The organism is Streptomyces africanus (assembly GCF_030816955.1).
Taxonomy (GTDB): Bacteria; Actinomycetota; Actinomycetes; order Streptomycetales; family Streptomycetaceae; genus Streptomyces; species Streptomyces africanus.
Window position 1 is genome coordinate 951,896 of the sequence record NZ_JAUSYP010000001.1, and the last position, 12,466, is coordinate 964,361.

The 12,466-nt window shown below is 72.0% G+C and carries 7 protein-coding genes; all 7 read right to left on the reverse strand.

Annotated features, from left to right (window positions below; genetic code table 11):
• Window positions 1-7 precede the first annotated feature (7 nt).
• On the reverse strand, window positions 8-6,793 hold the full coding sequence (locus QF034_RS04615; RefSeq protein WP_307173705.1) for an eCIS core domain-containing protein: 6,786 nt from the start codon (window positions 6,791-6,793) through the stop codon (window positions 8-10).
• A complete protein-coding gene (locus QF034_RS04620) occupies window positions 6,790-7,125 on the reverse strand; it encodes a hypothetical protein (RefSeq protein WP_307173706.1) in 336 nt (111 codons plus the stop codon). The genes QF034_RS04615 and QF034_RS04620 overlap by 4 nt, the downstream gene beginning before the upstream one ends.
• The gene (locus QF034_RS04625; RefSeq protein WP_307173707.1) at window positions 7,116-9,296 is read right to left on the reverse strand and encodes an ATP-binding protein; all 2,181 of its coding nucleotides are present in this window, start codon (window positions 9,294-9,296) and stop codon (window positions 7,116-7,118) included. Before QF034_RS04625 ends, QF034_RS04620 begins: the two co-directional genes overlap by 10 nt.
• A gap of 35 nt (window positions 9,297-9,331) precedes the next feature.
• Window positions 9,332-10,201, reverse strand: a complete 870-nt coding sequence (locus tag QF034_RS04630) for a Pvc16 family protein (RefSeq protein WP_307173708.1) — start codon at window positions 10,199-10,201, stop codon at window positions 9,332-9,334.
• 85 nt (window positions 10,202-10,286) lie between these two features.
• Window positions 10,287-11,039 carry a hypothetical protein gene (locus tag QF034_RS04635; protein WP_307173709.1) on the reverse strand — a complete coding sequence of 251 codons (753 nt, stop codon included), beginning with the start codon at window positions 11,037-11,039 and terminating at the stop codon, window positions 10,287-10,289.
• A complete protein-coding gene (locus tag QF034_RS04640) occupies window positions 11,032-11,766 on the reverse strand; it encodes a T4 family baseplate hub assembly chaperone (protein ID WP_307173710.1) in 735 nt (244 codons plus the stop codon). Before QF034_RS04640 ends, QF034_RS04635 begins: the two co-directional genes overlap by 8 nt.
• Before the next feature lie 175 nt (window positions 11,767-11,941).
• Window positions 11,942-12,466, reverse strand: coding sequence for a phage tail protein (locus QF034_RS04645; RefSeq protein WP_004003113.1), 525 nt, complete (start codon window positions 12,464-12,466; stop codon window positions 11,942-11,944).

Below are 12,466 nucleotides of genomic sequence, written 5' to 3' on the forward strand. Positions count from 1 at the left end.
CTCCTGGCTAGTTCTTCCAGTCGATGAACCCTGCCCTGGCGAGCTGCTTGAGCTTCGCGAGAGCGGGATTGACCAGCCGTCGCACCTCGTCCGACATGCTTGCCTTCCTGGTGTCCAGATAACGTTTAACATCGGAAACCGAGTAGTAGTGCGGATGACCGTCCGGCACTTCGTGGCCGTACTTTACGGTGGTTCTCTTCTCGCCACTCGTGCTCAGCCCAGCGATGTATCGGGAAATCTGCCCCCAGGGGCGGGTGAGATCCGAGTTTCCGCCGAGGTGATTGAAGATGGTCTTGGCTCCTGCGGAGTTGATGAAGAGTTGCCTGCGCTCGTCCGGTGACGGGAGCCGTATATTTCCGATGGACGTCGTTCGCTTGGCTTTGGTATGCGGCTTCCAGTCGCCTCGATACTTCCCCGTACCCTTTATGTGGTCGTATTCGCCATAACTGGAAGTGATCCGTTGCGGGAACCCTTTGAGGAGCACTCCCGCGCTGTCTTTCTGGAGAGGGTGAAAATCAACAACAGACTTGTACCAGATCATCTGCCTCTCGCCGGCGATGTCCACGTAGGCAAGGTTCTCGAGCTGGTTGTTCATCGGGGTGTTCACGGAGTAGCCAGGAGCTGGAACGAGGTTGTTGTTCGATGCCATGCCTCCGAGTTTTTCCGGGAGGAGGTGCATGCGCACCCAGGCAGAATCCGCGGAGAGCCCGTTCGACGTTATGTAATCCCAGCCGGGCGGGTTGCTGTGGGAACCCGGGGTTTCACCGGTGTTCCGAACGGAGCGACTGAGGAACCGCGCCTCGACGGAGTTCGCCTGGTTTCCATTGAAGGCCGGCAGATCCGGTTTGGGCAGCCCGTCCTCGCGTAGCTGCTTGAGGGCGATTTTCGGCTGCCGTAGTTGTGGGTCACGCCAGCGCTTGGCCCTCAGCGCCACGCCAGCCGGGTTGAGTCTGGCCACGACGTTCACGTCCGAGTCGCCCACAGCCCGCAGACTGGTGAGCCGGTACCAATTCTTCATCGCGATGAGCTGCGGGTTGAAGGCGGCCTCCCACATGCCGTCCTCGTCCAGCTGCGGAAGCATCCTGGCGCGTATACGCGCGATGATCAAGGCTAGCCTCTTTCCCAGGTCGTCCTGGGAGTTCTCCTGTTCCCTCTGTTTCTGTTTTTCCGTCTTGGGCTTGGGCCTCCCCGGACCGGCCTTGTCGGGCCTGGGCTTCGGTTTGCCGGGACCCTTGTTGGTCGGCTTGAGGTCGCGTGGCTTGCTCGGGCCGTCCTTGTCGGCCTTGTCCTTCGGTTTGTCCGTGCCGGTCTTGTCGTTTGCTTTGCCGGGAGGCTCTTGGTTCTTCGGCTTGCCCGGAGTGTCCTGGCCCTTGGGCTTTCCGGATACGTCACTTTCCTTAGGCTTGGCCGGAGCGTCCTGGTCCTTCGGCTTGTCGGGCGAGTCGTCTTTCGGCTTGGTCGTGTCCTTGCCGTCTCTCGGCTTGCCCGGGGTGTCGTCCTTCGGCTTCGGCTTCGTGTCCGGCTCGGGCTTCGGCCTCGGCTTGGGTTCAGGCTTCGGCTTCGGCGCCGGCGTCGGGCGCGTGTCCGGCCTGGAGTCGGGGGCCTTGTCCGTCTTCTGGCGGGCCGGCGTGTCCGGGGCCGTGGGTTTCCTCGGGTCGACGGGCTTGTCCGACCTGGGCTTGCCCGGAGTCGTGTCCTGGTCCTTGGCCGGTGTCTTCGTCGTCGGCCTGTTCGGGTCCGCCTTCGGCTCCGGCTTCGCGTTCGGCTTCGTGCCGGGGCCCGTGGCCCTGCCCGGCTTCGGCAGGGTGTCGGTGGAAGCGGGACGGGCCGGCTTCGGGTCGTCGCCCCGGGCGGGTTTCGGCTTGTCGCCGGCCTTGTCCGGCTTGCCGAGCTTCGCCGCCACGCCCTTCAGGCGGCGGCCGACCTTCGCGACGTACTTGCCGATGCCGCTCAGAAGCGCCTCGTAGGCCAGTTCGAGGAGCGCGACGATGCCCGCCGCGACCGCCTTGGCGAACAGGACGCCCGCGCCGCCCTGGCGGACCGCCTTCAGCCAGTCGAGGACCGCGCCCATGGCGCGCAGGATCTCGCCGAGGGCGCCGATGGCCGTGCGGATCGCGTCGATGACCGCCATGACCCAGCCGGCGCCGGGGATCAGCTTGGCGATGACCTTGGTGATGACGATCTCGCCGATGATGAAGGGGAGCTGCGGGACGATGGCGTCCCACGTCTCCTTCACGATCTTCTCCAGGGTGAAGCCACCCTTGATCAGCTTGTCGAGGATCGCCCTCGGGATGCCGATGATCTCTTCGATCTTGGACTGGAACCACGACTTGACCGCCGCCTGGACCTCGCGGAAGAGGTGGTTCTTCGCACCGTCCACGGCCGAGTTCTTCGCGCCGCTCAGCCAGCCGCCCGGGTCGGAGAGGAAGTCGACGGCGATCATCATGAACTCGCCGAGCCCGGCCAGGAGTTTCGAGGCGTAGTCGAGCACCGTCCTGACCGCGTCCACGACCGCCTTGACGACGTCCATGAGCATCTTCTTGAGGATGTTCAGGATGTCGCTCAGCAGTTTCGCGATGGCGTCCAGCAGATCGGAGATGATCTGCTTCAGCTGCGCCGCGAGCTTCGTGACGAACGCGATCGCCGCCGCGATGAGGTCGGTGATGAACTTCCTGATGCGGCGGGCCAGTTCGATGACGGCCCGGACCATCGCCTTGGCGAACTCGATCAGGTCGTTGATCAGGTTCTTGACCGTGTCGACGATGAACCTGCGGGCCTCGTTGATCCAGCGTTCGGCGTTCTCCTTGAAGTTCTTGATGAAGTTGACGACCGCGTCACGCGCCGCCCGGATGATCCGGACGATCGCGTTCTTGATCTCGATGACCTTCTCTTTGAGCCATTCGAAGGCCTTGGTGACCCAGTTGCCGGACTCCTTGGCGGCCGTGTCGGTCTTGTTCTTCGCGTCCGACTCCGCCGCGGTGGCCTTCTCCTGGATCTTTGTGTCGCTGTCCTTCTTCTCCTGCTCGACGTCGTCGTCGGTCTTCTTCTCCCGCTCCTTGACGTCCTTGCGCACCTTCTCGTGCTTCTCGGACTTCTTCGTACCGAGCTTCTTGAGCTCCTCGTCCTGCTCGGTGCGCCAGTCGGCACGCTGCGACGTGACCTCGTCGAGGGCCTTCCCGCGCTCGCTCGTCTGCGCGGCGGTGTTCTTGCCGACCTCGCTGTCGACCTTCTGCCTGTGCTTGTGCTGCGCGTCGCGGAAGTCCCGGTCCTTGGCCTGGCGGCCCTCGGACATGCCCTTCTGGCCCTGAGTGAACGCCCGTTGGAACTCCGGGCCGCGGTCGTGCTCCGCCACCTCGGACGCCGCCTCGGCCGGCACGGCGCCGGTCCCCGCGCCCTCGCCCCCGGACACACCGCCCTTGCCGCCCTGCTGCCCCGGGACCTTCCCCTTCAACTGCTCCTTGGGAGCGTTGGGGTAGACCTGGTTCTCGCCCATCGGGCGGGCGGCGTCGTCCTTGCCCGTCGCGACGGTCTCCTGGCCCTTGCTGTCGACCGCGGCGCCCTGCTCGCCGGCCGTCTGCTCGGCGGCGCCCTGCATCTGCACGCCCGGCGCGTTGCCGGCCTGGGCCTGCTTCAGGGCTTCGTCCTTGGTGGGCAGCCCGGCGAACTTGGCCGCCAGCTCCTGCGGGTCCACCACCGGTTCGTCGGCGCCGAAGAAGCTGGTGACCCCGTTGACGATCTTCGCGCCGACGAAGCCCAGGGCCATCTTGAAGGTGTCCCAGCCGCCGGGCTCCTCGGCCTTCTCCGCCTCGATCTGGCCCTCGGGCTTCTTCTCACCCTTGACCTCGGCCTTCTCGTCCTTGGGTGCCTCGGACTTCTGCGCCGGGTCCTGCGAGTACTGCGCGGGTGCGCCGGCCTTCGGCTTGCCCTCCAGGGTCTGCGGCGCGCCCGCCGGGCGCTGCATCGAGGGGGGCGCGGCGGCGAGCTGCTGGTGCTCGTCGCCGACCGTGCGGTCCACCGCGCCGCCGACGCCGCCCATCGCCTGAAGCGCCTTGTGCGGCTTGAGCTTGGAGGCGGTGGACAGGCCGGCCTCCGGGGAGACCTGGGAGAGGTTCGGCGCCGGTGCCGAGTCCTTCTTCTTGCCCTTGCCGGACGCGGAGCCCTTGGCACCACCGCCACCACCGGCAGCACTGCCGGCGCCTCCGCCCCGCGGTGCCCTGGGCGCGGGCGCGGCCTTGGGCTCCGGTGCCTCCTTCGAGGCCTTCGGAGCGTTTCTGGGGGCTTCGTCGGGGGCTTCCTTCGGCGCCGGTGCCGAAGCAGGTGCGGCGGGAGCCGGAGCCTCCGGCGCCTTCGTGGGTGACGCGGCCGCCGGCGCCGAGTCCTCGCTCCTCGTCGGCCCCGCGTCGGGCGATCCGCTCTGCGTCCGGCCGGCCGCCTCGTTGCTCGCGCCGCCCGGGGTGTCCGCGTTGGAACCGCCCGTGACATGCGTATCCCGTGCGGGAGACGGGGACTTCGCGTCCGCCGACGGTTCCCCGCCGCTCGCCGGGCCGCCGGCACCCTCCTGCGCCCGGCCGGTGGTGGCGCTGCCCTTGGTCGCCGTGTCCGGCTGCTTCTGCTCGCCCTTGCCCGCGGTCTCCGGCGCCGCCGCCGTACCGCCCGCCGCCTTCTGGGACTGCTTCTCCTGCGCGCCCTGGTCCTTGTCGCCCGCGGCCCGGGTGTTCTGCTCCTCCTTGGCGGCGGTCTCCTTCTCCGCACCGCCGCCCTCGGAGTCGCCGGGGGCTTCCTGGACCGTCTTCTGCGCGGCGACGGGCCCCGCCTTCGGGTCGTCTCCGCTCTTCGGGTCCTTCGACGGTGCGCCGGGGCCGGGCCGGGACTCGGCGTCCCGCTCGGCCCTCAAGCTGCCCAGGAGGCCGTCTCCCGGGCCGCCCTCGGTCTCCACCGACGGGTCGGGCCCCGTGGGCGCCGCGGCGTCGTCCTCCTCCGGCTCCAGCTCGGCCGCCTCGTCCTCGGCGTCCTCCGCGTCACGTTCGGCCTGCACCTTGTCGGCCTTGGTCACGGGGGGAGCCGGGAACGACGGGACGGACTGCCCGCCGGCGGAGGACGGGTCGAGCTGGTCCACGGTCGGCACGCGGGACACGTCCAGGTCCTGCTCCGGCAGGAAGTCCTCCGGCTGGAGCTTGACGTCCCAGGCGCTCTCCTCGGCGCCGCCGACGTCCACCTCGGACTCGCTGCCCGAGCCGAACGGGTCGTCCTGCGCGGTCTCCTCGGGCCCTTCGAGATCCTGGTTGCGCACGCCGTCGAGCCGGCTCGTCCTGCCGGGCAGCTCGGTGTCCTTGCCCGCCGACGTGGCCGAACCGGCGGGCTTGTCCTTGCCGCCCTTGTCCTCCTGCTTCGGCTTCTGACCCGCCGTGAACTGCTCGGCCGCTCCGGGGCGGTTCCTGGCCGCGGACTCCTCCCTGCTCGCGGCGGCAGCGCCCTGCCGGCTGGTCTCCTCCTCACCCTCCGCGCCCTGCTTGTCCTGGCCGCCGGCCTGCTTGCCCTCCCGGGCACCTGCACCGGGACTCTCGGACTTCTGCTCCCGGGCCTGCCCGGCGGCCCCGGCGGAGGCGCCGGCCGGCTCGCTCGTGGCAGCCCGCCGGCCCTCGGCCTGCCCCGGCTGCTCCTGCGACGCGGACGACGACGCACCCTCCTGACGCCCGGCCGCTCCGGGCTTCTGGCCCCCGGCCGCTTCGGGCTCCTGCCGCCCCCGCGGCGCTCCCCCGCCCTGCGGCGTACTCCCGCTCTCCACCGTCCCGCCGTTCTGCGGGGTGCTGCCAGGGGCGTCCTCCCCCTCGGCACGGTCCTTCTCCGGTCCGGGTGCCAGGGCCGGACGCTGCGCCCGGGCCTGCTCCTCCTCGACGGAGCGCTGCTCGCTCTCCCGCTCCTGCCGCAGTTCCTCCGCCGCGTCGGGCTCGACGGCCGGGGCGTCCAGCGGCGGACGCTCCACGTCACCGCCGAGTGCCGCGTCGGCCTCGATCTCCTCGACGAGGTCCAGTATTTTGTCCTGCTCCGAGCCGAGCAGCCTGTCCTCCAGGCGCTCCAGGACCCGGTCGAGCAACTCCTCGGGAAGCCGCACCAGTTGCTGACGCGTGCGCTTCGACAGGTCTTCCGGGTCGGCGCGCAGCGACCGTACGACGGAGTTCGCCAGGCGGTCCAGCATGGTCGCCGGGTCGATCTGCTCCAGCCGGTTCCGGTCCGCGTCCACGGTGGCGTACCGCAGCCAGCCCGGCGTCGCCTGCCCCGCCTCCAGCTCCGGGGCGTCCGGGGCGGACTGCTCGTTGCCCGCGGCCTCCGGGCGCGCGAGGTCCTTCGCGACGGACTCGGCCTCCTGCTCGATGGCCTGCTGCGGCAGGCTGACCGCGCCGAGCTCGCGCCCGGCCCGCAGCGCGCCCAGGCCGTGCGGGTTCTGCACGGTGTGCAACAGCTCGTGGGCGAGCAGCCGTTGGCCCTCCGTAGTGCCGGGGCGGTAGGCACCCTCGCGGAAGAAGACGTCCTGGCCGACGGCGACCGCGTCCGCGCCGAGCAGCTCCGTCAGCTGCCCGGCCTCCGGTCCGGTGTGCAGTCGTACGCGGCTCAGGTCGTGCCCGAGCTGCTCCTCCAGGTCCCGCCGTACACCCGCGTCCAGGGGCTGCCCGGCGCCGCTGACGATGTTCTTGGGCTCCGGGCTGCGTGCCTTGGCCGCCTTCTCCCGGCGCTTGCGGCGGCGCTGCTCGGCGGACTGTCCGGAACGGGAGTCCTGGGTCGGCGACGCGCTCATCGCGTCACCTCCCCGCGGCCGGAGAGCCCGGAGTGCACGGCGCGCGCCAGTTCCTGGCCGAGCCGGCGCGAGGAGAGCCCGGCGGGCAGCGGCGGCAGTCCGCTCAGCGTGTCCAGGGTCAGGGGGCCGTCGGCCGCCATCGGTACGCCGTGTTCACGGACCAGCCGGTCGAGTTCGTGCTCGAAGGCGGCGGAGACCCGGTCCGGGTCCACGCGGAAGCCGTCGAGGACGAGTTCGCCGATGTCCACCCGGATCGCGCTCGGCGTGCGGTTCCCCTGTTGCTCCCGGTCTCTGCCCGCGTTCCGGCTGCTGCCGTCCCGGCTCACACCCATCCGCGCACCTCCGTCGGCGTCAAGGAGCGCTCCAGCTTCAGGTATTCGGTCCGGGCCGCCGCGGCCATGTGCCGCATCTGCAGCGCCTCGCCCTCCTCTGCGGCCAGGAACGCCCCGGACAGGGCGATGTTGCGGATCGAGCCGCCCGCCACGGTGAGCTGGGCGAGCAGCCGCGGGTCGAGATCCTTGACCGGTGCCTGCGGCGGCAGCACGCGGCGCCAGATCTCGGCGCGTTCGTGCTCGGCCGGGAAGGGGAAGTCGACGACGAAGCGGATGCGCCGCAGGAAGGCGTTGTCCAGGGCCTTCTTCATGTTGGTGGTGAGGATGGCGAGCCCGCGGTAGGCCTCCATCCGCATGAGCAGATAGCTGACTTCGAGGTTGGCGTACCGGTCGTGGCTGTCCTTGACCTCGCTGCGCTTGCCGAACAGGGCGTCGGCCTCGTCAAACAGCAGCAGCGCGCCGCCCGCCTCGGCGGCGTCGAAGACCCGGCGGAGGTTCTTCTCGGTCTCGCCGATGTACTTGCTGACGACCTGGGAGAGGTCGATGACGAACAGGTCGAGGCCGAGTTCCTTCGCCATCACCTCGGCGGCGAGCGTCTTGCCGGTGCCGGAGCCGCCCGCGAACAGCGCGGTGACGCCGAGGCCGCGGCGCAGGGTCTGCGCGAATCCCCACTCCTGGTGGACGGTGGCGCGCTGCCGTACATGCGCGACGATCTCCCGCAGGACGTTCGTCTGCCGCTCGTGCAGCACCAGGTCGTCCCAGCCGGCCCGCGGTTCGATACGGCGGCCCAGCTCGTCCATGCCCATACGGGCCTCGTCCAGACCGGCCCGCCAGGCGAGCTGTACGGCGTCCAGCTCGTCCTCGTAGGGCAGTTCGCGCCGTACGGTGGCGGCGGCGGAGCGCACGACGTGCGGGGGCAGCTGGAACTGTGACACCAGCGACCACAGCTCGCCGTCGTCGAGGTCGGCCACGTCCCGGAAGGCGTCGGCCCACAGGGCGAACTGCTCGTCGTCGTCCAGGGGCGGCACGGACACGCGGGTGCCGTGCGGGCGGTCGCTGCGGCGCGGGTCGGCGCTGGACACAACGACGGGTACGGCGGCCCCGGCCAGGAACGCCTCGGTCGCCGCCTGCTGGTCCCGGTCCAGCTCGCCGGCCTCGACCAGCAGCGCGGCGGGCAGCAGGATCGCCTCGCGCTGCCACAGCCGGGCGAACCGGTCGCGCTCGGCGGCGTCGGTGGGGATGTCCTCGGCGCTCATGGTGTACAGGCCGAGTCCGGCGCGTGCGGCACCCGCGGCGGCGATGTCGGCACGGCTGCGCAGGTCGCCGCCGACCAGCTCGACGAGCAGCGGGGCGTCCGGCCGGGCGCCGTCCGCCCAGCCCGCCGCGACCCGGCTCGCGGCCACGTCGTACGACGGCGGCAACCGGTCCGGCACGGGGGTGCGGCGCGCCTGGCCGTGCAGCCGGGTGTCCAGGTAGGGCGAGCCGAGCAGGAAGTGCAGGATGCGCTCGTCGAGCCGGAGCCGGGAGGTCGTCAGCCGTGTCTCGTCCTCCAGTTCGACGATCCGCCAGCGGCGCAGCGGCGACACCGGGGTGAGGGCGCTCCAGTGGGGTTCGGCCAGGGCGGCCAGGGCGAGCGAGAAGGTCGGGTGGGCCCGCTCGGGGTCGGCGCTCGCGGCGGCGCAGCGGGCGGCGGTCGTGGGTTCGAGTTCCTGAGCGGCGGTGAGTACGACGAGGTCGCGCTCGAAGGGGGTGAGCCCGAAGCAGGTGACGAGCGCGTCGAGGGCGGCGGTCCCGGGGCCGGCGGCGGCGACCGGGGCGGCTCCTTGACCGGCGGTGCCGTCAGCGACTGCCGCGACCGAGGTGTCCCCGGACGCGCCACCGCTGTCCCCGGCTGGGGATGCCGAAGGCGGACCGGAGGCCGAAGCCGCCCCAGGGCCCGGAGCCGACCCCGCGGCCGCAGCGGCCCCAGACGCCGGAGCCGACCCCGAGACGGAAGTCGCCCCAGCCGCGGAAGCTGCTCGAGACGCCCCGTCCCCACCGGCCCCGGCCCGCTCCGCGTGGGCGTCGACGCGGGCCAGGACGCGCCGGATCTCGGCGGTCAGCGTCGGTCCGCCGGCGTGTGCGGCGGCCGCCCGCGGCTCCCGCACCTCGTGCGAACCGTGCGCTCCCATGTCGTCTCCTGCCCCCGTCGCTGCCATGTGCCGCCTCAGCTCTCCGCGTTCTCGCCGCCGGACTTGGTGTTCCTCGTCTCCTCGGCAGGGGACTTGGCGGTCTTCTTCGCGGTCCTGCGGGCACGCGCCGGAGGCTTCGCGGCGGCCTTCACCGGCGCCTTCGCGGGCGCCTTGGCAGGAGCGGCCTTCGCAGGGGGCGTGCCCGCCTCCCGCGCGGGCTCGGGCTCCCCGGCCCCGGACTGCGCGCTCGGCTGGTCTCCCCCCTCGGGAACACGGGGCGGCACCGGCGCGCCGGGCGCGCCGAACGGCAGCACCCGTACCTCGGGCCGCTCCACCGGCTTGCCCGGCACCGGGACCTCGCGGCCGTCGATGAACACCAGGGCGGCCTGGTAGACGACCGACAGCGTGTACGGCGTCTGGTGGAGCATCCCCCACAGCTTCGACGTCTCGTCGATGTCCATCACGGTGGGTGTGAACCGCACCCGCTGCGCCGCCTCGGCCAGGTTGCTCCCCGACAAGTGGGCGCGTTCGCCGGCCAGTTCGATGATGTCCTTCGGCAGGACGGGGATCTCGTGCAGCGTGCGCACGACCGATCCGATGAGCCGCTGCCCGACCAGCTCGGCCTCCTCGCCGTAGGCGCTGATGAGGTAGTGCAGGTCGAGCGGCGCGGCCGCACGCCGGACCAGCGTGCCGTCGGCGGCACGGGTGGGCAGGTCGGTGTTGCGCTGTGAGGTGTTGGGCGTGACCTGGTACAGGAACACGGTGATGGTGGGCTCGGTCGGCGGGTCGGCCGGGGGCTTGCGCGGCTCGACCTTGACCGCGATGTCGATGTCCGGGGGCAGGTTGGTCTCGATGAGCAGGGCGAGGGCCTGGGTGACGTGGGCGATGGCAAGTGCGTTACTCATGGCGTCGGTTCCTCGGTCCCTCTAGTCCTGCTCGTCCTGCCGGTCCCTCTGGTCCTGCTCGTCCCGCAGGTCGCTCCCGTCGTCCTCACTCGCGCCCCCTGGCCAGGTAGTCCGCGAGGCTGACGGCGGCCCGCGGACGCTCCGCGTCCCGTGGCCGGGGCCTGCCGCCACCGCCCTGGGGCGCGCCGCCGGCGGTGACCTCCAGCCGCCCGATCTGCACCTGCACCACCTGCTCGGCCTGGCGCCCGGGCCGCCGGGCCGCCGCCTGCCGGACGGCGTCCCGTGCGGCCGCCGTGTCCGCCGCGCTGGGGAGCAGTGCGGCGGACACGGCGGCGGGGGAAGCGGCGTCCGCACCAGGGGGGGTTGGCACGGACGCCGCGTTCGTGGGGGCCGTCCGCTCGGTACGGCCCCGGCCCGCCGCGCGACGCGCGGTGTCGGGGACCGGCCGCGGCGCGGGGCCCGTCGGTGTGGCGGGGCGCAGCAGCGGTCCTTCGGGCCCGGCCGGCCGGGCCGGGCGCATCCCGGTCTCGGCCGGTGCGGGTGCCTGCTCACTCCGTACGACCGTCCGCTCCCGTTCGGTGCGGACGACCTCGCGGGCCGCCGGGCGGGCCAGGTCCGGCCGGGCGGCGGCGGCCGGCGCGGCGACGGGCCACAGCGGCTCGGTGCCGTCCGGGTCCGGCGCGCCGCCCCGTACCGCCTCGATCCGTTCGAACGGTCCGGCCAGCCGGGGCCGTACGCGCACGACGCCGGGGCGCCCCGCGGCGGGCGCCGCGTGCCGGGCGAGCAGCCGGTCGAGGAAGTCGGGCTCCGGGCGATCGTCCCCGGTGGACTCAGACATCCGCACACAGCTCCAGGTAGTAGCGGCGCCGCAGCGGGCTGAGCGCCAGGATCTCCGGCTCGCTCCAGCCGTACGCGGTGGCGAGCAGATGGACGTCGAGCAGGAGGTCGCGGGCCCAGGCGTCCAGTTCGGTCCACAGGTAGGAGGCGATGTCCAGCTCGGCCCGGGTGGCCTCGCCGCATTCGGGGCAGGCGACGTTGAGCGTGACGTCGCCGCCCGGGTCCGCGGCCCGGGCCGCCTCGGCGATCCGGCGCTGTACGGCGACGGGCAGCGTGTCCGCGGAGACGGGCCGCCCGTCGCGTACGGCGGTGACCACGCACCGGGCGAGCAGGGCCCGGCGCGGGTCGGCGTCCCGGGCCGCCGCCGTCAGGTCGGCGACGGCGGGCACCCGGAACTCGACCTCCCAGCCGCCCTCGGCGACCCGCACCAGCGGATCGCCCCGGTCGGCCAGGGTGCGGGCGAACTCCCCGGCGTCCAGCTCGAACTCCATGTCCGCGCCGCACGCCGCGCACTCCAGGCGCACCTGCATGCGCTCGCCGAACAGGGCCCGGCGCAGGGCGAACAGATCCGCCTCGCGCTCCCCCACCGGCAGCGACAGCAGGGCCTCCGGGTCGCCGCCCAGGTCCGGCCGGGCGGCCCCGTGCAGCAGCAGGGCCCGCCCGGCCGGGGCCCGGTCCAGCCCGGTCTCCCAGGTGGCCAGGAACTCGGCCGCCTGTGTGATGGCCATGGCTCCCCCCTTGCCTGTGTCTGAGCGGGTTCGATGAAGTCCTGTGCGGTGCGGCACTGTGCCCCGAAGGGGCGCGGGGCTGCGTTGACCGTGCGGCTACCGCCGCGTGGGCGCGACCGGCCGCGACGAGCCGGCAGACGACCGGCGGCCCGTCGCGGCTGTGCCTGCGGAGCGCTTACGCCGGGTTCAGGAAGGAGGGCTCCTCCGGCTCGGGCACCTCGTAGTCCCGCTCCCAGCCCTCGCACTCGAGCTTCAGCGACTGGATGGCCACCGCGTTGGCGTTGGCGTCCAGTTCGCCGAGGACCTGGTACTCACTCGGCCAGGTCCGGTACAGCTTGTGCGAGACGGCGACCTGGCCGGCCTCGTTGAGGACCTGGATCACGATGTCCTTGCGGAAGTCCGCGAGGGACACCTCGGAGCCGAGGCCCGCGCCGACCTGCCAGACCTTGTTGGCCCAGCGGTCGAACTCGGGGTCGTGCGTGACGCCGCGCTCCAGGGTGATGCCCTCGAACTCGGAGCGGCCCGGCGACTTGCGCGGGGAGGACGGGTCGCCGCCGTGGCGGTGCTTGACGACCTCCGTCGTCCGCTTCAGCGGACTGATCTTGCTGATACCCGCGACCGTCCGACCGTCCCACAGGACCAGGAACTTGAAGTTCTTGTACGGGTCGAAACGATGGGCGTTGACCGTGAACTCTGCCAT